Source organism: Salmonella sp. 741265055_HSA (genome assembly GCF_046569525.1).
Lineage (GTDB): Bacteria > Pseudomonadota > Gammaproteobacteria > Enterobacterales > Enterobacteriaceae > Salmonella > Salmonella enterica.
Genome location: NZ_JBKFSQ010000008.1, coordinates 58882 through 79177, shown reverse-complemented (window position 1 = coordinate 79177; position 20296 = coordinate 58882). Strand labels below are relative to the sequence as shown.

Sequence of the window (20296 nt, the reverse complement as noted above, 5' to 3'; positions counted from 1 at the left end):
CTAAAAATGTCACGGAAGAAGTGAAATAATCCCTAAGCATCATGCTGTATGCTTTGGGCGCAGGGGTCAATTATGCGCAAACACCCGCAGTCCTGGAAGGGACTACGGGCATAAGTGGCGAGATTAGGAGGAAATTTCGTGCGTTTTGCCATCCGGCGCACGATTATTAAGCACATCGTCCAGCTTTTGGTGATCTAACTCTTTCACCCATTTGGCAACCACCACCGTCGCCACGCCGTTACCCACCAGGTTAGTCAGCGCGCGCGCTTCGGACATAAAGCGGTCGATACCGAGGATTAACGCCAGTCCCGCAACCGGTAAATGGCCCACGGCGGAGATAGTGGCCGCCAGCACGATAAAGCCGCTTCCGGTCACGCCCGCAGCGCCTTTTGACGAGAGCAGCAGCACGACCAGCAGCGTTATCTGGTGGAAGATATCCATATGGCTGTTGGTCGCCTGGGCGATAAACACCGCCGCCATCGTCAGGTAGATAGAGGTGCCATCGAGGTTGAACGAATACCCCGTCGGGATCACCAGCCCCACCACCGATTTACGGCACCCCAGTTTTTCCATCTTATCGAGCATACGCGGCAACGCTGACTCGGAAGAGGAGGTGCCGAGCACAATGAGTAATTCTTCCCGGATATAGCGAATAAATTTAAAAATGCTAAAGCCCGTTACCCGTGCAATCGTCCCCAGCACCACCACCACGAAGAGAATACAGGTGATATAGAAGCAGATAATGAGCTGCCCCAGTTGCACCAGAGAACCGACGCCGTATTTACCGATGGTGAAGGCCATCGCGCCGAATGCGCCAATCGGCGCCAGGCGCATGATCATATTGATGATGCCGAAAATGACCTGCGAAAAACTCTCAATCACATTGAAAATGAGCTGGCCTTTGCTGCCCAAACGGTGCAGCGCAAAACCAAACAACACCGCAAACAGTAAGACCTGCAGAATGTTGCCGCTGGCAAACGCGCCGATCACGCTGCCCGGTATGACATCCATCAGGAAGGCAATAATACCCTGCTCCTTGGCTTGTGCGGCATAAACGGCCACCGCCTGCGCATCCAGCGTTGCCGGATCGACGTTCATCCCGGCGCCAGGCTGCACGACGTTGACGATGATAAGACCGATAATCAGCGCAATCGTACTGACAATTTCAAAGTAAAGCAGCGCGACCGCGCCGGTACGGCCCACCGCCTTCATGCTTTCCATGCCTGCGATGCCCGTCACGACAGTACAGAAAATGACAGGAGCAATGATCATCTTAATGAGCTTAACGAACGCGTCGCCAAGCGGTTTCATTTGTGCGCCCAGTTCAGGATAGTAATGGCCAAGGAGAATACCAATGGCGATTGCTGTCAGGACCTGAAAATAAAGACTTTTGAACAGAGAGGTTTTCATAGGGTGTCCTTAAAGTAAAAACCACAGGTCTTGTAAGGTTATGAGTAACCTGCGGCCTTAAAATAACACCCACACAACATGACAGAAATGCGTCAGGATCATAATTGAAACAAAAATGTTAAAAAGTTTGAGCTGGCTCGCACAAGCGCGACCTTTTTTAACTTTTGTAATCAGGATTTTCGTGCGACAGATACCGTTCTTCAAAGATATCCGCGGGAACGGGCCGAGCAAACAGGAAGCCTTGCGCGACGTTGACTCCCGCCTGTTTCAGCCACGCGCGTTGCGCCTCGTTCTCCACGCCCTCGGCAATCAATTGTAAATTAAGACTGCGGGCCATCAGGATAATCGCCATCACCATACTGTGATCATCCGGTAACCCATCGACAAACATTTTATCAATTTTAAGGATATCGACCGGTAGCGACTTCATATGCTGTAACTGGCGCAGCCCCGCGTAACCCATGCCAAAATCATCCAGTGCGATACGCACGCCAGCATTACGTAACGGACGTAAGATAGCGACGGCAGCGTGCGGATCGTCGATACGGCGGCTTTCAGTGACCTCAAGAATCAGCGTACCTGGTTGAATACGATAGCGGTTTAACAATTCCAGCAGCTCCGACACCATGCCAGGGTGCATGAGCTGTAACGCGGAAAGATTGACGGAGAGCGGCAATGTCACGCCGCGCTCCTGCCAGGCGGCAAGCTGGCGGCAGGACTCTTCCAGCACCCAATGACCTACTGTGACCATCAGGCCGCAGGATTCAATGCGCTCAATCAGCCCCTCCGGCAATTCCCAGCTACCGTCCGGCTGCTGCATACGTAACAAGGCTTCGGCGCTTAATACGTTGCCGCTGCGCATCTCGACCTGCGGCTGCAGCCAAATGGCAAACTGATGATTATCCAGCGCGGTAAGGATATCGCTCTCTTCGGTAAGGCGCTGTTGAGCGGCCTCCATCTGCGCCGGGTCAAAGAACTGGATCTGATTTTTACCTTTTCGGCGCGCGGTAAACGCGGCGGAGACGGCGCGACCATAGAGCGCTTCGGCGGTCAGATCGCCATAATACATCGCAATGCCAATACTGCAGCTTGGGCGCAGTTGAATACCCTGGATGGGCAGTCGTTCATTAATGATAGTGAGTATTTGCTGACCTAATGTAATGGCGTGCCACGGCTCTTTAACGCCGTGGGCGATAATGGCAAAGTCATAGCCGCTGACCTGCGTAAGCACCATGCGCGGCGCCAGCACCGACTTCAGCTTCTCAACCAACGTCAGTAATAGAATCTCCCGCTGCGTCTCTTGCAGCACGCCTGCCGTATCACGCAACGTTTCGCACGTCACGATGATAAGCGCGGTGGTCTGTTGGCGGGCGATAACCTGTTCCAGTAGCGCCATTAAAAAGGCTTTATTGGGCAGCTCGGAAACCGGAAAACGCATCGCGTTGTCCGTTTGCTCCTCGCGTTGACGCTGCATAAGCTGCTGGTTGAGGTTATAGCTGCGCACCAGCATCCCAATTTCATCATCCTGATGCAGACGCGGCAACGCCAGCTGATGTCCGATCAGCTCCTGCTGCGGAATGTCGTTCAGCTCGCGGGCAATTTTGCGCAGCGGATGCACAATCAGGCGGTTTACGCACCAGGCGATGGCCACCGTCAGGATCAGCGACAAAAGTAAGTAAATGGTCACTAACGTAGAGAGCGCGCTCATGACGAACTTGTACATACGGTACGAATCCGCCTGCAATACAAGGTAGGCCAGTGGTTGCGGATTGGCGGGACGCTCCAGCGAATAAACCGGCAAAGAAATTTGTACCGGCAGTTCGAAGAGACGCGTCACCATAACCGGGACGGGGCGTTCAGGAATGAAGCGCTTACGCAACGCCTGGAACTGATTCGGCAATACCACATCGGCGCGACTCACCACGCCCGCAGGTTTAATACTTTCCAGAATGGTTTCCGCGCCGGGGAGATCCGCTTTTAAAATCGCGGAAGAAAGAGGTTCCCGAACAGATCGCGCGATGCTTTCCAGTTGCGTAGCCGTGTTGTAGCGGTTCTGCTGTACCAGATGGAACAACAAAACGGTGCAAAAGACAAAAACAAACACCATGACAACGGCCGCAACCATTGCCATCTGTTTAATTGTTAACGAGCGGCTGACGCGCAAATTGACTCTCCCTGGATATCCCGGACTGCCGCCTGAGTATACCCGATTGCAGCGGCATTAAGAGAGGCTGTATCTGAAAAGGACTTTTCTGAATAACGGTTAATAATAGCGTCTGATGGCGCTGCGCTTCTCAGGCCTACGGCGCCTGTCAATACGTAGGCCTGACGCGATAATTACCAGTCAGCGTAAGGCACCAGAGGCCGCGGCGGTAAATCCATATCCCCCTGCCAGCCCGCCGCGGAATAACGGACATACAGCAGCAGATGACTGGGGGTATAATCTTTCGCCTGCTGAATATCGACAGACGTACCCACAAACCAGTTGGCAGTGACCCGGCGTTCAATGAGCGCCCGCGCGGTATAGCCAAATCCCTGGCTGCTGCCGCCGCCGTTGGTCTGGTCACGCGCATCCTCCTGATAATCCGCCGGGATCAAATTCATCAGCGGATAACGCGGCATGGTACGGGTGCGGGAGTGCGACCAGGATACCGAGCCGCCTAGCTCCCACGACCAGTTTTCCGTACGCTGCCGCCACATCACCGGCACCGCAAACGACAGGTATTCCTGCGGGCTATAATAACCGCCCTGACCCAGTGAATAACCGCTCAGATCTTTGTCGTAATGCCAGATCATGTTATTCAGCCCGACGGTAACGCGGCGGTTATTCTCGTTAATCACCTTATAGTAATAACCGGTCATCCAGCGCACACGCCAGTTATCTTCCACATTTTTACCGCTCAACTGGTCGCCGCCAAGCGACGCCCAGACACCGTTTGCTTCGCCTTTATCATAGCTGAGACTGACGCCGCCGCCGTTGGCCCGCACGCCGCCCCATTTGGTGCCGGTATTGCTGCTGGCGTCCTTTTGCCCGCCAAACGCCAGCAGCGAGCTGGAAATCGGGCGACGATGCGCGTTCAGGGTATAACCCAACGGCCCGATATCGTCGCTATAGCTGATGCCGCCGACCACATCAACGACATTAAAGCCCATCGGCGTCGTGCCGATATCCCAGCGCCAGGTCTCATTCTGCCAGCCGACCGCCACGCTCGCGCCCGTATCGGCCTGGCTACGATGTCCGCTGCATTTCTCCAGCGTACAGGTACCCCAGTTATTATCGTATTTTCCATCCGCATCCGTAGAGAAGCGGCCAACATCCATATTCACCATATCAGTACGAAAGAACGCCCGTCCGTCCGACCAGGGCGCATCCACCTGAAGCATCGTGGTATGCGCCTTCAGATCGGAGTAGCCGCCAGTCCCGCTCGACCCCCAATAATCGTGCGCCAACGTGACATTGAGATCCTGCTGACGGTACAACTCCGCCGCATCGCTACGCACGCCGCGTTTTAGCCAGTCATCTTTTTCATCATTGCGCGTCAGGCGGGTAAAGGTATCGTTATCCTGGGGACGAACCGGCGTAATCGCCGCGGCGACCATTGCCTCTTTGTAGGTCTCCAGCGCCCGCTGCGGCTCGCCCGTTTGCGCCTGAAAAGCGGCGGCGTCACGCAATACCATCGCGCTTTCCATTGATGGCGGCTGTGCTTTTGCCTGCGGCGTAATGCGGTTGAAGGTCCGCGCCGCCGCCGTGATATCGCCAAGCTGGAGCTGCGCCAGCGCGACGCGGCGCTGCATGTTAATAGAGGTGATTTGCGACGCAGGCAGCGCCGCCAGTTGAGCGCGCGCCGCGGCGTTATCGCCCTGTGCGATGTCGATTTCCACCCGCCCCAGCATGGCATCGACATTACCCGGTTCCCGCGCCAGAACGGCGTCATAAGCGGCGCGGGCCGCCGCATTATCGCCACGCTGCTGCGCCCAGTCCGCCAACGTTAACGCAATGCGCGTAGAGGGCGGCTGCTGACGTAACAACGCTTCCGCTTCGCGTTCTTTGCCGCTATCGCGCAAGCGGTTAGCGCTTTCCAGCACCTGGTTACTTTGCAATCGGCCCGCCAGTTCCTGAATATTGCTGTTCCACTGGCTGGTCGGCAGGGTATTGAGATGCGCCAGCGCCGCCCGGTCCCGATCGCTGCCGGAAAGATAAAGCCCATAAGCATAGACCTGTTCCGGATCGTTTGGCTTCTGCTGCGCCAGAGAGCGCATTTGCGCATCGGCCTGGGCGTGCTGCCCGGCCTGCCACAGATCGCGTGACAGTCGGTACGTCACCCACACGCTCCCCGGATCTAATGCCAGCCGACGACGGTGCAGTTCTGCGGCCTGCGCCCATTTGCCCTCGCTTTCCAGCGTTTCCGCCTGCTGCGCCAGACGGTCATTTTCCAGACTGCGTTCGATATCGTCGATACTGCGCCGCTGGCTGGCGGAAAGAGAAGCGATAAACGCGGCGGCTTTTTGCGGCGACTGCTGGCGATAAAGATTCGCCAGCCCGCGTACAGCATTGGTATTACCGCTATCCATACGCAGCGTCTGCTGATAATAACGTTCGGCGGCGGCATTATCTTTGCGCGCCATCGCCACATCCCCCAGCCCCAGCACCGCGTAGCTGTCGGTGTTATCCACTGCTCGCGCCTGCTGATAGAAACGCTCCGCCTGGGCCAGATTATTCGCTTTTAAGGCCGCGTCGCCCTGCTGAATTAACAGCCAGTAGCGATTGACCTTCAGCAGACTCTCCCACTTATCGCGGCTGCTGCTGTGCGGCGCCATCGCCAGCGCCTTTTCAAACTGCGCGACGGCGCGGGCGCGATCGCCACGCTGTGAGTATGCCTGCCCCAGCGCGCCGACCGCCTCGCTGTCGTCCTGCCGGGCGCTCACCGCCTGCTGCAATTGCGCAATGGCGTTGCCGCCTTCTCCGGCATTAACCGCCGCGATGCCCTGCGAGCGCGCACGGAACGCCGGATCGGCTAACTGTTTTTGCTGCTCGCTAAGCTGGGCGCGGGCGGCAGACACGCTATCGCCTTCGCTAAACTGCGTCAGATAGTCTTGCAACGCTTTTACGCTGGCGTCGCTCACCGGGAGATCTTTTATCTGCTGGTACCAGATGGCGGAGGCCGCGCTGCGTCCCGTACTGGATTTCGCCATCTGTTTTAGCACCGCAAATCCCTCATCGCGCCGCCCGCTGGCGAACAACAGTTGCGCCAGCGCATTTTGCAGAGCGTTATTACCCGGACTGACGGCATTGATTTTCTGTAGCTGGTTAATCGCTTCGTGACGGCGGGCGGGCAATTTCGCCACGGTCGTCCAGTATTCGACCGCCAGTTCGCCCTCCGGCGGATAACCTTTAAACAACTTGTCGTAGCTGGCGATCGCTTGTTCAGTATGGCCGGTCGTCGCCAGTAAACGCGCCTCCTGCAAAGACTGGCGTCCTTGCGGCGTGGAGAGCAGCATCGCGGTGCGGGAAGATTGATACGCCGTCGACTCCGGCGCCAGTTGCGCCAGCCGGTCAAGTAGCTTCTGTGCCCCGTCGCTATCCCCCTGGCGCAACAGATAGCGGAAACGGGCAGCGATAACCTGTGGATCATTGGGGTCGATCAGCTCCAGGCGATAGAGCGACTGACGGACTAAGTCCTCACGGTGCGTGGCCTCGCCCAGCCGAACCTGCTCCAGCAACTGTTGCTGCGCGGAGGTCGCTGCGCCGGCAAGCGGTGTTAGCGCCATACCAAGCGATAAACCCAATAATGCCCGAGAAACGCCCCTTTTGCCAGGTAAGGCGTTTCGACCGCCAGCCGGCAAAAAAGCGTGCATGAGACTTAACGTGAACTTACGCATTCCTGGCCCCAGTCAGGTAATAATTCACCTTTGACGGTGAAGCGAAAACGGTGCTGATCCCAGCCTTGTCCAAAGAGAGTCAGCACATAGTTGTAATAGGCATCGCTGCCAGGAAAATGGTCTGCGACCCGCTGTCGCTGCACGGCCTGGGCGTCGCGATTTTGCAGGAAAGGCAGTAAGGCGGCGGAAAACCCGACCGGCCCCGTCCCTTGTGCGTTCCCGCTGACGACATCCACTTTCTCCGGTGGAACGCCGTTTTTCATCGTTAACGTCGCCATCGGTTTAAATCGCGCCAGTAAACGCGCTTTTTGCGGATCGTCATCATGCATCATTCCCGCCCATAAATAGACGCGAATCGCATCGTAGCTACTGATCAGCGTCTTTTCCGCTTTCAACTGCCAGCCTTGCTTGCTTTCATAACGCACCCAGTCCGGCGAGAAACCTTTCGGCGCGGTTTCCAGCAAAAGCCGCAAATTGGTTTCCCGTAGCGTCGACCACGGCGCGCCAAAACGGCTAAAGTATTGCGCCAACTGCGGCGGCAGATAGCTTGGGTTAAAACGCCAGCTATTCACCTCGGCAAAGCCGATTTTGCCAGGTAGCAGCATTGAGCCCAGCCCCGGCACATTCACGATCTCTTCGCGGGCGATGCGTTTTAGCAACGCCGTGCCCACCTCGGTATAACGCGTCTCTTTCCACAGACGACCGGCCTCCAACAGCGACCATGCCATCCAGATATCGCCGTCGGACGCGGAGTTGCTGTCCAGCACCGACCAGGTGTCGGGATCTTTTTGCCCCCACAGCCAGGCGGGCAGATGTTCACGCAGAGATCCCTGCGCCAGATTGTTTTGCGTCCAGTTAAACAGTTGCGCGAACGCCGGTCGATCGTTCGCCGCCAGGGCAAAGAACATGGCGTAGCTTTGCCCTTCGGAGGTGGTAATTTTTCGCGCATCGCCCGGATCGATAACGCGTCCCTGCTGGCTAATGTAATCTTTCTTGAACTGTTCCCACGCAGGCCAGCTACAGGCCGCCTGCGCATTTATTGCCGTCAGCATGACGATCATCGTTATCCATCCGCGCAGCATAGTCATCATGCATTACTCATGGTCAGGGTCGAGACGACGGCGACTGAGAATACGTAGCAGACGCCACAATACCCACGCCAGTAATACCACACTGAGAGCCGCCAGTACCGCCAGCAGCACCGGGTGATTCGCCAGCGCATACCACAGCCGCTCAAACCACGGCAGATGTCCGACGTAATAGATATCGCCAACGCGCAGACTGTGAACGCCGGACTCGCGGATCACCGTCACGGAACCAAACATCGCGGCGCGTTTACCGCTGTCATTCACGGCGTCGTTCAGTAGCTGGTAACCGCGCGGGCTGTCAGCCAGCAGAGCAATCACGCTGCGCTGATCATTAAACGGCGACTGGAAGCCCACCACCACCGCCATCGGGCCGCTGGCGGTGACGGTGGACTGCGCATCCGCCGCGCGATCGGCCTCATCCGGCATAATCGACGGGAAAGCGGTCTGCCGCATTGGGGTTTTTACCCAGCTTTGTGTCGCCTGCACCAACAGATCGATACGCTGATCGTCTTTTAGCTTGTCCGGAATAGCGCCAATAATCAGCAGATCGGCGTCTTTGTCGGCTATCTGAGCGCTATCATCGGTGATTGTAAGATTAATTGCCGGGAAACCGGTCTGCCCGCCAATGGCGCCGACCGTATTCAGCAGCGTTTCCATTTGCGCTTCGGTTGGGGTCTTCGGCATCACCGCCAGCGTGTCAGACAGGTCGGCCATCCGGCTGAACGGGAAACCCGCATTGGCGAACGCGCGTAAATCCGGCATCGCAATAAAGTGGTAATATTTCGAAAAATCGATAGTGGAGTCATCCCCTATCACCACATGATTCGGTACCGGCTGGAAGGTAATACAGTTGTCCACCGACCCGCCCGGCATCGGGTTCATGTAGCGGAAGTCAAAACGTAGTTGGTTCATCGCCCCCAGTTTGAGCGCCGGAATAGACACATCCGTTTTACCATCCAGCAGTCCCTGAAGTACCGGCAGGCGCAACAGGAGTCGATTAGTTTCCTGCGTGCTGTTAAGGCTAAAGGCTTGCAGGAACTGGTTATTCAGACTGATGTCCAGCCGCGAACTGTCTTTGGTCGGCGGCGAGGTATAACGGTAGTTGAGATCCATATCAATACCGTTGCTACGCAGCAAATAGAGGTCCGGCGGTAGATTCAAAGAAACGTTGATGGGCGCCGGCTCCAGCCCACTCGACTGGAACTGCTCTTCGTAGGTTTTCAGCTCGCCAAAAGTGACCGGACGATCGGTTCGCACCCAGTTCGGCGCATCATACGGTTTGCGCGCCAGTAGCGGTTTTACATCGTTGACCACCACGCTGGAACCACGGAAGAGAATATTCCCTTGCGCGATACCTTTTGCCGCCTGCAACAGGTCTTTATCATCTCGACCAAACACAACCAGCAACTTCACATACGGATTATCCGGATGGTTCATCATCTCAATAACCGGCGCGTTAACCGCAGGATGATCGCGCAGGAAATCGGGGCGTCGATCGTTGGTGGCGAACACGATCGCATTGCGATCCGGCAGGTGATTATACAACACCGGGAAGCGCTGACCGCGCCAGCCCGCCCGCGAGCCAAACCAGGACGCGACAATAGAAGCCGCCTGCTGCTGCGCCAGATCCGGCATGTCAGCAAACACTATCGGCAACGTCACCGGACGGTTATCCCGCGGGTCGAAAAACGGCACCGGGAAGTGGGACAGATCGTTATTCACCGCCAGCATGTTATAGGTCAGATCCAGGGCGCTATTTCGCCCGATGTCTAACCACAGAGTACTGCTGGCCGGGTTTTCACACACGTCGCGATAGTGGCCGACAAACTCCAGCCGCACCCGGTTAAAGTCGGTGATAAATAGCGGATTGATAGGTACCTGCGCCAGCGTCTTTTTCCCCAACTGCTCTTTTGTCACCGGCAGTACGCCCATCAGTTCATCATTGAGATAAACCTTAAGCTGCGACTGAACCGGCAGAAGCGACGGCGAGGGCGTATATTCCAGATTCAGCACCGCTTTCGACGCCACTTCATCGCTGCGCATACCAAATTCAATGCCGCCGTTAGGGTTAACGCCACGCAGCGCCATACTACCCGGCGGCGGCGCGATTTGCGCAAAGGTCAGCTTGACCTCGCGCGAAGGCGCGGTCTGCGCCACGACTGGCGCCTGAATTGCGGGCGACGGCGCAGGCTCGGTGGGTTCAGCATTTATCAATGGCGGCGTAGCAGGCGCCGCCGCCGTCATGAAAGCAGGAAACGCGCTTAATCCTATTACCGCCGCACACATCCAGGACAATTTTCTTTTCATCGCATTATCATCATTGTTGAGCCTGAGCCATAACCCGATCCGACGGCTGTATCGCCGCTTGCCGCTCCGGGCGACGCGGAATAAACGATACAATCCAGGCAATTAACGCCGTCAACGATCGGAAAATTACTTTTACTGAAGGCGGCGCGAATTCCGCGAGGTGGCGATATCCGCGGAAGCCCAGCTTCAGAATATCCAGCAAGCTTTCCAGCGGTTTATCTTCCGGGAAGCTATCTTGCCAAAGCGCCCACGTATCGGCGCGCGCGAAGGTACACTGCACAAAATCAATATGTTGTTTGGTGGTGAGCGGCATCAGTTGTAGCCCGACCTCATTGCCCGTTACGCGCACCACCTGCGTTGGAAAGACATATTCCTGCTGCCCGCGTTTAAGCAACAGATTCACTTTCTGCCCTTCCAGCACCTGCGCCTGACCGTTGATCTTGATGCCTAACCCGCCGTCGGAGAAGTCATGTACGGTACAGGAGAACAAATGTCCATCTTCGCGGGCGATGGCCCCCGGCATGGCAATCTCGACCCGATGCGCGCGCCTGACCTGTTTACTCTCTACCGAAACCGCAACCGCGCCGCCGAGAATGACCAGGTTGTAGAAGACCCACACCAGGCTAACGATGACGGTCAGCGTTTCATTTTCCGGCCCGTAATAGTATCGCCATACGCCCGCCGCCACGCCGAGCAGGTTAAGCAAGACAAGGAAGATATACGGACGCGAGATTACCCAGTCGACGTACTTCTCTTCCACCAGCCCGCCTTTCGCCGTGACGTTAAATTTCCCTTTGTGCGGATTGATCAACGCGACCAGAGTCGGCGGTGCGATATACCATGCCAGTACCGTTTCATAGATTTCGCTCCAGAAAGAGTGACGATACTTGCCCTGAATCTTCGAGTTAGTCAGACTGGCGTGGACCATGTGCGGTATCACAAATAGCGCAATCATCAACGCAGGCGCATAAATGATATAGGCGTGCAGCAGCAGAAAAGCCAGCGGCGCGGTCAGAAAGATCAGGCGCGGAATGCCGGACAAGAAATGGAACATCGCGTTGAGGTAGCACAGCCGCTGCGCCAGTTTTAATCCTTTACCAAACAGAGGGTTATCGAGGCGGAAAATTTGCACCATGCCCCGCGCCCAACGAATACGCTGCCCGATATGCGCCGACAGGCTTTCCGTCGCCAGCCCCGCCGCCTGCGGAATGCGCATATACGCTGAGGTATAACCTCGCCGGTGCAGCCGGAGCGAAGTATGCGCATCTTCCGTCACCGTCTCAACGGCGATACCGCCAATCTCATCCAGCGGCTTACGGCGAATCACCGCGCACGATCCGCAAAAGAAAGTGGCGTCCCACATATCGTTACCGTCCTGCACCAGTCCGTAAAACAGCGTGCCTTCGTTAGGCGTTTTACGAAAACGTCCCAGGTTGCGCTCAAACGGGTCCGGGGAGAAAAAATGATGCGGCGTCTGCATCATCGCCAGCTGTTTCTCTTTCAGGAACCAGCCCATTGTCATTTGCAGAAACGAGCGCGTCGGCACATGGTCGCAATCGAAGATTGCCACAAACTCGCCTTTCGCGTGTTTTAGCGCATTGTTGATGTTGCCGGCTTTGGCGTGTTCATGCGTAGCGCGGGCAATGTAATGCACGCCAACATGTCGGGCAAACTGACGAAATGATTCGCGCCCGCCGTCATCAAGGATCCAGATATTCAGCTTGTCCTTCGGCCAGTCAATGCCAAGCGAAGCGTAAATGGTATTTTTGACCACGTTAAGGTCTTCGTTATAGGTCGGTACAAAAATATCCACCGTCGGCCACTGCGACATCTCTTTCGGCAACGGCACCGGTTGACGATTTAACGGCCACACCACCTGGAAGTACCCCAGCACCAGCACAATCCAGGCGTAGGTTTCCGCAAACAGCAGAATCAGCCCGCACACCAGACTGACCGGGTCGTCCCAATTTAGCGTCGAGGTATAGCGCCACCAGATATAACGACAGGAGACCGTTAGCGACAGCACGATGAGCATCAGCGCGGAAAAGCGTCCCGGCATACGTCGTACCAACAGCGCAACGCCCCACAGCAATAGCAGAAAGATAAATTGCGATAGCGGGTTAAATGGCTGCGTAATACAGATCAGCGCCAGTATCAGTGAAAAAGTCACGATAACGCCCAGAATAAAACGCCGGGCGCCGTTGCTAAGATGTCCCAGCTCTTTTTCCTTTTCCAGATGCGTTGTCTTTTGGCGCACCCGTTCCGGTAAGGTACCCATCCATTGATGGTAACGTCCACGAACGTCCTTCAGGCGCGCAAATGACCGCCAGCGCGGTTCATGACGTTCTTTAGTCGACGAGATCATCACCAGCCAGAGGGTCTGAATGAGGTAACGGGCCGGGTCCAGCGGGCGCGGGCGGGCGGCATTGATATGCGGATAAAGCGCTTTATGCCCGTCGCGAATACGCTGCCAGCGCGGATGCTCAAGCGGAAACACTATCCACGCCAGAATCATCCACAGGCAGCCGAGCGCTGCGCTAAACGGCGACGCGCCGTGGCGGCGGTAACCCTGATAGCGCTCGCTCAAGCGCGCGCTAACCGGCGGGATAAGCAGCCACCGGGAAAGGGCGCTCATCGCAGGCTCCCGGCGGACGTTTTGTCGCCCGCATCATGCAGCAGGCACCAGTTCGCCAGCGTTAACACCTCTTCGGCGGCTAACGAATCGCTGCGATATTCGCCTAACGGCTGTTTCGACGCCATACACTCCGCCATCGCCTCATCGCGATGGATCACAATGGGCAACAACCGACGCTGGCTTTGCAGCCAGACCTGGTACAGATCGTCCTGTAACTGACTGCCAATGCGTAAGTCATTGATCAGAATATGCGCTCCGGCAGGCAACGCCTGCTGATGAAGGCGAATATGGCAGTTAGCGTCAACCTGGGCTATCGCCAGCGTATGGTCGCAGAGGCTCACCAACTGCCGTGTCAGCGGTGACGCGCCGTAGGGCAAGTCCAGTAAAATCCAGCTATAACGCCCGCTCGCTTTCAGCGCCTGGATAGCCGATCCGATCTCTCCCAGCGTCTCCTGCCAGGCCTGCGGATTTTCCCGCTCTTGCGCGGTGAGCTGTCCAAACGGCAGTAGATCAAGCTGCGAGGTATAACGTAACCCGGCATCGCGCCAGTCCTGGCCGTCCAGCAATGATCGCGCCCAACCGCCCTGATGGACGAAGTCGACGTTAAACGACATGCGCAGCAGGTTATCGGGGCTGGCGTCAATCACCAGGACATTTTCCCCTAAGATTTGTAACGCCCAGGCGAGTGCTGCGGTGAGAGATGTAGTTCCCACCCCGCCGCGCACGCCCTGCAGTCCCAGAATCGCCATTCATGGCTTCCTTAATGAATGTGGTTGCGCAAATTCAGCCAGGAGTGGCCATCTTTTAATCGCCGCCGCCAACTGTTCGCGTTGGGAAATATCGGTATAATCTATTTCGGGTAGTGAAAACGCCTGGCTTAATGCCAGAAAATCATTTTGAAAAGTGTAGCCCAATGTTGGATCGGACTGAGCGCCAGGTTCATTGTTATACATTCTGGTTGCTCCTTTTTAAATATTTCTCACTGGCAGCATTACGCCCCGTCGTCAATACGGGAGAACGCGCATTTTTCATCTTTCCGTGACATCATTTATAATGTGTAAAAATGCAAAGCGCAGAGTTACAGGGCATCCTGCCGGACAAATTGATTCACATGCTAAATCTGATGCGTTTTAATTTCAATGTTAGGTTTATTTTTGTGCTTTCGCTAGTAAACTGATAAACAGTTAAAATAGTGACATGAGGGACACTGTGGACCCCGTATTTTCTCTCGGCATCTCATCATTATGGGATGAACTGCGCCATATGCCAACCGGCGGCGTCTGGTGGGTTAACGCCGATCGCCAGCAAGATGCCATCAGCCTGGTGAATCAAACGATTGCGTCACAAACGGAGAATGCAAATGTCGCCGTCATCGGCATGGAAGGCGATCCTGGCAAAGTAATCAAATTAGATGAATCTCACGGTCCGGAGAAAATCCGCTTATTTACCATGCCGGATTCAGAAAAAGGGCTATACTCTTTGCCCCACGATTTGCTTTGTTCTGTTAACCCGACGCATTACTTTTTCATTCTTATTTGTGCAAATAACACGTGGCGGAATATAACGTCAGAAAGCCTGCATAAATGGCTGGAAAAAATGAATAAATGGACTCGTTTTCATCACTGTTCATTGTTGGTTATTAACCCTTGTAATAATAGCGATAAACAGTCCTCGTTGTTGATGGGCGAGTATCGCTCACTTTTCGGCCTCGCCAGTTTACGTTTTCAGGGCGACCAACATTTGTTCGATATTGCCTTCTGGTGTAACGAAAAAGGCGTCAGCGCCCGCCAGCAGTTATTGCTGTGTCAGCAGGACGAACGCTGGACGCTATCCCATCAGGAGGAGACGGCAATTCAGCCGCGTAGCGACGAAAAACGCATTCTTAGCCACGTCGCCGTCCTTGAAGGCGCGCCGCCGCTCTCGGAACACTGGACGCTTTTCGACAATAACGAAGCGCTATTCAACGACGCGCGCACGGCGCAGGCCGCGACAATTATTTTTTCGCTTACACAGAACAACCAAATCGAGCCGCTTGCTCGTCGCATTCATACTTTGCGACGCCAGCGGGGAAGCGCGCTGAAAATTGTCGTGCGCGAAAATATCGCCAGTTTGCGCGCCACCGATGAGCGCCTGCTGCTGGGCTGCGGCGCGAATATGATCATTCCCTGGAACGCCCCGCTTTCACGCTGTCTGACGCTTATTGAAAGCGTGCAGGGGCAGCAGTTCAGCCGTTACGTACCGGAAGACATCACCACGCTACTGTCGATGACGCAGCCGTTGAAACTGCGCGGTTTTCAGCCGTGGGATACCTTTTGCGATGCCATCCATACGATGATGAGCAACACCCTGCTCCCCGCCGACGGGAAAGGCGTTCTGGTCGCGCTGCGCCCAGTACCGGGCATTCGGGTTGAGCAGGCGTTAACATTATGTCGGCCAAGCCGAACCGGCGATATTATGACCATCGGCGGCAACCGTCTGGTGCTGTTTTTATCATTCTGCCGGGTCAACGATCTGGATACCGCGTTAAACCATATTTTCCCTTTGCCGACGGGCGATATTTTCTCTAATCGTATGGTCTGGTTCGAAGATAAACAAATCAGCGCCGAGCTGGTGCAGATGCGCTTATTGTCGCCGGAACTGTGGGGAACGCCGCTACCGCTGGCAAAACGCGCCGACCCGGTAATAAATGCCGAACACGATGGCCGCATCTGGCGTCGTATTCCTGAACCCCTGCGATTGCTCGACGACACCGCGGAGCGTGCATCATGATGACCATCAGCGATATCGTGCAAATTATCCTTTTTTGCGCGCTGATTTTCTTTCCGCTGGGGTATCTGGCGCGTCATTCGCTACGCCGTATCAGTGATACGACCCGGCTGCTATTTGCCAAACCTCGTTATGTAAAACCAGCCGGAACTCTGCGCCGCGCTACGAAAGTCAAGGCAGACAAAAAATGACTCAGCATACTCAAACTCCTTCAATGCCTTCTCCGCTCTGGCAATACTGGCGCGGCCTTTCCGGCTGGAACTTCTATTTTCTGGTCAAGTTTGGCCTGCTGTGGGCAGGCTATCTGAATTTTCATCCTTTACTGAATCTGGTATTCATGGCGTTTCTGCTCATGCCAATACCAAAATATCGCCTTCACCGGTTGCGCCACTGGATTGCCATTCCCGTCGGCTTCGCGCTGTTCTGGCACGATACCTGGCTGCCCGGCCCGCAAAGCATTATGAGCCAGGGGACGCAGGTGGCGGAATTCAGCTCCGGTTATCTGCTCGATCTGATCGCCCGTTTTATTAACTGGCAAATGATCGGCGCCATCTTCGTACTGCTGGTTGCCTGGCTATTTTTATCACAGTGGATTCGGGTCACGGTGTTTGTGGTCGCCATCATGGTATGGCTGAATGTCCTGACATTAACCGGCCCGGTTTTTACGCTGTGGCCGGCAGGCCAGCCAACCGATACGGTGACGACGACTGGCGGTAATGCAGCCGCTACCGTCGCGACAGCGGGCGATAAGCCGGTCATCGGCGATATGCCTGCGCAAACCGCGCCGCCGACGACCGCGAATCTGAACGCCTGGTTGAACACCTTCTATGCCGCGGAAGAAAAGCGGAAAACGACGTTCCCGGCACAACTTCCGCCTGATGCGCAGCCGTTCGACCTATTGGTCATCAATATTTGTTCGCTCTCCTGGTCGGATGTCGAAGCGGCAGGCTTGATGTCACATCCGCTATGGTCGCACTTTGACATTTTGTTTAAACACTTTAATTCCGGTACGTCTTACAGCGGCCCGGCGGCCATTCGTCTGCTGCGCGCCAGTTGTGGTCAACCATCGCATACCCGACTTTATCAACCAGCCGATAACGAATGTTATCTGTTTGATAATCTTGCGAAGCTGGGCTTTACTCAGCATCTGATGATGGATCATAACGGTGAATTTGGCGGCTTCCTGAAAGAAGTTCGCGAAAACGGCGGTATGCAGAGCGAACTGATGAACCAGTCCGGCCTGCCAACCGCCCTGCTGTCATTCGACGGCTCGCCGGTATATGACGATCTGGCGGTCCTGAACCGCTGGTTGACAGGGGAAGAACGTGAAGCCAATTCCCGCTCCGCGACTTTCTTTAACTTGCTGCCGCTGCACGATGGCAACCATTTTCCCGGCGTCAGCAAAACGGCGGATTATAAAATCCGCGCGCAGAAACTGTTCGATGAACTGGACGCTTTCTTTACCGAACTGGAGAAATCCGGGCGTAAGGTGATGGTGGTGGTCGTACCGGAGCACGGCGGCGCGCTGAAGGGCGACAGAATGCAGATCTCTGGCCTGCGCGATATCCCCAGCCCCTCCATCACCAACGTCCCGGCGGGCGTGAAATTTTTTGGCATGAAAGCCCCGCATGAGGGCGCGCCGATTGATATTAATCAGCCGAGCAGCTACCTGGCGATTTCCGAACTGGTCGTACGCGCCGTGGACGGTAAGCTCTTTACCGAAGACAGTGTGAACTGGAACAAGCTGACCAGCAATCTGCCGCAAACCGCGCCGGTTTCAGAAAACGCTAATGCGGTGGTGATTCAGTATCAGGGTAAGCCCTACGTTCGTCTGAATGGCGGCGACTGGGTGCCTTACCCGCAGTAAACCGAAAAAGGCCGCAAGGTTTCCCCTGCGGCCTGGTTCGGGCGCATGTTGCCATTACGGCGGACAGACGCTCAAAACGCGTTACTTCCTGTCACGTAGCCAGTTGACGATCACACTGGCGATAATGCCAGCAATGATCGGCGCCGCCAGATCGTGCCAGAAGGCCACGCCCAACTGCGTAAGCGTCATATAGCCGCCTTGTTGCAATGGCAACCGTTCGCGGCTATCCTTGATGTGTTGAGGTTCAAGTTAGCCCCCGTCAGGTTGCCAGGTTTATACCAGTCAACGTGCGGGGGTTTTCTCTATCCAGCAACCTATGCCGCCGGGGATCAAGCCCCCGCAACATTGCGCCTCACCGGGTAAACCCGGCTTGCTGCTGATATTACGGCAAAATCTCCGTCCCGGCACGGCGCTAACGTGCAATCTGCGTGACGCTTCGCAGACGGTTACTTTTATTTGCCAGAATACATTCAGCATTTCTGAGGCTGGCAGTCAGCCGCTCAATTCTGTAAATTATGCCTCCTCGCGGCCAGTCCCGGTGATACCGAAACCCTCGTTCAGCATCCTGCGTCTATGACATATTCGCCTGTTGCGCCAGAGGAATGGCTAAAAGCAGGTATTACCGACGAACTTATCCGTCTTTCAGCGGGACCTGAAGATCCCGACGATATTATTCATGACCTTGAACGCGCCAGCAGAAAAGCAGCATTCTGACAATTGCTCGGCGAACCGCTGTCACCGGTTTGCCGCATCGGGTATCAAGGCACTATAGCCTGGTTATAGGCAGCATTCTTTATGAGAGAGCTGCCTATATTTTGGGCAGGGGGCTCTATGCAGGACGACACATTACCATTAAATAACAGTAACGCTACGACCACACCGCTTCCAACGAGATTACCGTTTACAAAATATGATTTTGGCTGGGTGCTCTTGTGTATCGGTATGGCGATCGGCGCCGGTACCGTCTTAATGCCAGTGCAAATCGGTCTCAAGGGGATCTGGGTATTTATTACCGCTTTTATCATCGCCTATCCCGCTACCTATATTGTGCAGGATATTTATCTAAAAACGTTATCTGAAAGCGAAACCTGTGACGATTATACCGATATTATCAGTCACTATCTTGGCAAAAACTGGGGCGTTTTTCTCGGTGTAATCTATTTTCTTATGATTATCCACGGAGTGTTTATTTACTCCCTGTCGGTGGTGTTTGATAGCGCCTCCTATATCAAAACCTTCGGCCTTACTGAGGCCGATCTTTCGCAGTCTATTATCTATAAAGTCGCGATTTTCGCCGTGCTGGTGGCGATTGCCTCCGGCGGGGAAAAGTTATTATTTAAAATTTCCGGTCCGATGGTGGTGGTGAAAGTCGGGATCATTCTGATATTCGGTTTTGCGATGATCCCACACTGGAATCTTGATAATATTTCCGCCTTTCCCGCCGCATCGGTTTTCTTTCGCGACGTACTGCTCACTATCCCATTTTGCTTCTTTTCTGCGGTCTTCATTCAGGTGCTAAACCCAATGAACATCGCCTATCGTAAGCGCGAGCCTGACCGTGTGCTGGCCACCCGGATGGCGATTCGCACGCATCGCATTAGCTATATTACGCTGATTGCCATTATTCTCTTTTTCTCGTTCTCGTTTACCTTTTCGATTAGCCATGAAGAGGCGGTATCAGCGTTCGAGCAGAATATTTCCGCCCTTGCGCTGGCAGCTCAGGTAATCCCTGGCCATATCATCCACATTACCTCTACCATCCTCAATATTTTTGCCGTACTTACCGCGTTCTTTGGTATTTATTTAGGTTTTCACGAAGCGCTTAAAGGTATTGTGCTGAATGTATTGAGTCGTATTATGGATGTCAAAAACGTCAACCCACTGTTACTGACATCTGGAATCTGTGTCTTTATCGTGGTGACTCTGGTTATTTGGGTTTCGTTTCGCGTCTCAGTATTGGTCTTTTTCCAGTTAGGCAGTCCGCTTTATGGCATTGTCGCGTGTATTATTCCCTTTTTCCTGATTTATAAAGTAGCGCAACTGAAAAAATTACGCGGCCTGAAAACCTGGCTTATTCTGTTATATGGAATATTATTGTGCCTGTCGCCGTTATTAAAATTGATTGAATAAGAGCCTATCCCACCAGGCGTTATTGGCGCAGCCAGTTTGGACACGGACAGCGCGCAAAAACCGGAGCGTACACGTAGTACGTGAGGATTTTGAGCACTGCCCAGGACCAAAATGGCAAGTAAAATAGCCCTAATGGGATAGGCTCTAAGTCGTACCGGAGAGCCATGCCCCGTGGCGCTACGCTTACCAGGCCTACAGGTACGGTGTAGGCTT

General features: G+C 54.9%; 13 protein-coding genes and 1 pseudogene. 5 read left to right on the top strand and 9 right to left on the bottom strand.

Annotated elements, in window-relative coordinates; all coding sequences use genetic code 11:
- Positions 1-123 precede the first annotated feature (123 nt).
- The 8 genes from dctA to bcsR form a co-directional block, all read right to left on the bottom strand.
- On the bottom strand, positions 124-1410 hold the full coding sequence (gene dctA / locus ACLD4K_RS06735; protein ID WP_000858228.1) for a C4-dicarboxylate transporter DctC: 1287 nt from the start codon (positions 1408-1410) through the stop codon (positions 124-126).
- A gap of 157 nt (positions 1411-1567) precedes the next feature.
- The gene (gene hmsP / locus ACLD4K_RS06730) at positions 1568-3574 is read right to left on the bottom strand and encodes a biofilm formation regulator HmsP (RefSeq protein WP_411011582.1); all 2007 of its coding nucleotides are present in this window, start codon (positions 3572-3574) and stop codon (positions 1568-1570) included.
- 173 nt (positions 3575-3747) lie between these two features.
- A complete protein-coding gene (gene bcsC, locus ACLD4K_RS06725; RefSeq protein WP_411011581.1) occupies positions 3748-7290 on the bottom strand; it encodes a cellulose synthase complex outer membrane protein BcsC in 3543 nt (1180 codons plus the stop codon).
- Positions 7272-8381 carry a cellulose synthase complex periplasmic endoglucanase BcsZ gene (gene bcsZ / locus ACLD4K_RS06720; protein WP_411011580.1) on the bottom strand — a complete coding sequence of 370 codons (1110 nt, stop codon included), beginning with the start codon at positions 8379-8381 and terminating at the stop codon, positions 7272-7274. The genes bcsC and bcsZ overlap by 19 nt, the downstream gene beginning before the upstream one ends.
- Before the next feature lie 3 nt (positions 8382-8384).
- Positions 8385-10685 carry a cellulose biosynthesis cyclic di-GMP-binding regulatory protein BcsB gene (gene bcsB, locus ACLD4K_RS06715; RefSeq protein ID WP_411011579.1) on the bottom strand — a complete coding sequence of 767 codons (2301 nt, stop codon included), beginning with the start codon at positions 10683-10685 and terminating at the stop codon, positions 8385-8387.
- 10 nt (positions 10686-10695) lie between these two features.
- The gene (gene bcsA, locus ACLD4K_RS06710; RefSeq protein ID WP_411011578.1) at positions 10696-13320 is read right to left on the bottom strand and encodes a UDP-forming cellulose synthase catalytic subunit; all 2625 of its coding nucleotides are present in this window, start codon (positions 13318-13320) and stop codon (positions 10696-10698) included.
- Complete coding sequence (bcsQ, locus tag ACLD4K_RS06705; RefSeq protein ID WP_000996118.1) at positions 13317-14069, bottom strand: cellulose biosynthesis protein BcsQ; 753 nt, start codon at positions 14067-14069, stop codon at positions 13317-13319. The genes bcsA and bcsQ overlap by 4 nt, the downstream gene beginning before the upstream one ends.
- Entirely contained in the window at positions 14070-14273 is a 204-nt protein-coding gene (gene bcsR, locus ACLD4K_RS06700; RefSeq protein ID WP_000282616.1) for a cellulose biosynthesis protein BcsR, read from the bottom strand.
- A gap of 244 nt (positions 14274-14517) precedes the next feature.
- Here bcsR and bcsE point away from each other — a divergent pair, with 244 nt between their 5' ends.
- The 3 genes from bcsE to bcsG are packed head-to-tail and all read left to right on the top strand — an operon-like array spanning position 14518 to position 17953.
- On the top strand, positions 14518-16089 hold the full coding sequence (bcsE, locus tag ACLD4K_RS06695; RefSeq protein WP_023197652.1) for a cellulose biosynthesis c-di-GMP-binding protein BcsE: 1572 nt from the start codon (positions 14518-14520) through the stop codon (positions 16087-16089).
- A complete protein-coding gene (gene bcsF / locus ACLD4K_RS06690; protein WP_000988321.1) occupies positions 16086-16277 on the top strand; it encodes a cellulose biosynthesis protein BcsF in 192 nt (63 codons plus the stop codon). The genes bcsE and bcsF overlap by 4 nt, the downstream gene beginning before the upstream one ends.
- The gene (gene bcsG, locus ACLD4K_RS06685; protein WP_000192022.1) at positions 16274-17953 is read left to right on the top strand and encodes a cellulose biosynthesis protein BcsG; all 1680 of its coding nucleotides are present in this window, start codon (positions 16274-16276) and stop codon (positions 17951-17953) included. The genes bcsF and bcsG overlap by 4 nt, the downstream gene beginning before the upstream one ends.
- 81 nt (positions 17954-18034) lie before the next feature.
- Here bcsG and ACLD4K_RS06680 read toward each other — a convergent pair whose 3' ends face one another.
- Positions 18035-18142, bottom strand: a complete 108-nt coding sequence (locus tag ACLD4K_RS06680; protein ID WP_001537650.1) for a type I toxin-antitoxin system toxin Ldr family protein — start codon at positions 18140-18142, stop codon at positions 18035-18037.
- Between the two features lie 372 nt (positions 18143-18514).
- On the opposite strand from ACLD4K_RS06680, the pseudogene ACLD4K_RS06675 reads away from it, so the two are divergent.
- Positions 18515-18667: pseudogene (locus ACLD4K_RS06675) on the top strand (PLP-dependent transferase); the annotation flags it as partial.
- Positions 18668-18784: 117 nt separating this feature from the next.
- Positions 18785-20083 (top strand): aromatic amino acid transport family protein, encoded by a 1299-nt coding sequence (locus ACLD4K_RS06670; RefSeq protein ID WP_411011577.1) that lies wholly within the window; start codon positions 18785-18787, stop codon positions 20081-20083.
- Positions 20084-20296 lie beyond the last annotated feature (213 nt).

Excerpts from the sequence above, each read along its gene's own strand:
- bcsF (WP_000988321.1), top strand. The coding sequence starts at position 16,086 with ATGATGACCATCAGCGATATCGTGCAAATTATCCTTTTTTGCGCGCTG.
- ACLD4K_RS06680 (WP_001537650.1), bottom strand. The coding sequence starts at position 18,142 with ATGACGCTTACGCAGTTGGGCGTGGCCTTCTGGCACGATCTGGCGGCG.
- bcsA (WP_411011578.1), bottom strand. The coding sequence starts at position 13,320 with ATGAGCGCCCTTTCCCGGTGGCTGCTTATCCCGCCGGTTAGCGCGCGC.
- bcsZ (WP_411011580.1), bottom strand. The coding sequence starts at position 8,381 with ATGATGACTATGCTGCGCGGATGGATAACGATGATCGTCATGCTGACG.
- bcsB (WP_411011579.1), bottom strand. The coding sequence starts at position 10,685 with ATGAAAAGAAAATTGTCCTGGATGTGTGCGGCGGTAATAGGATTAAGC.
- bcsR (WP_000282616.1), bottom strand. The coding sequence starts at position 14,273 with ATGTATAACAATGAACCTGGCGCTCAGTCCGATCCAACATTGGGCTAC.
- bcsC (WP_411011581.1), bottom strand. The coding sequence starts at position 7,290 with ATGCGTAAGTTCACGTTAAGTCTCATGCACGCTTTTTTGCCGGCTGGC.
- dctA (WP_000858228.1), bottom strand. The coding sequence starts at position 1,410 with ATGAAAACCTCTCTGTTCAAAAGTCTTTATTTTCAGGTCCTGACAGCA.
- bcsG (WP_000192022.1), top strand. The coding sequence starts at position 16,274 with ATGACTCAGCATACTCAAACTCCTTCAATGCCTTCTCCGCTCTGGCAA.
- ACLD4K_RS06670 (WP_411011577.1), top strand. The coding sequence starts at position 18,785 with ATGCAGGACGACACATTACCATTAAATAACAGTAACGCTACGACCACA.
- bcsQ (WP_000996118.1), bottom strand. The coding sequence starts at position 14,069 with ATGGCGATTCTGGGACTGCAGGGCGTGCGCGGCGGGGTGGGAACTACA.
- bcsE (WP_023197652.1), top strand. The coding sequence starts at position 14,518 with ATGAGGGACACTGTGGACCCCGTATTTTCTCTCGGCATCTCATCATTA.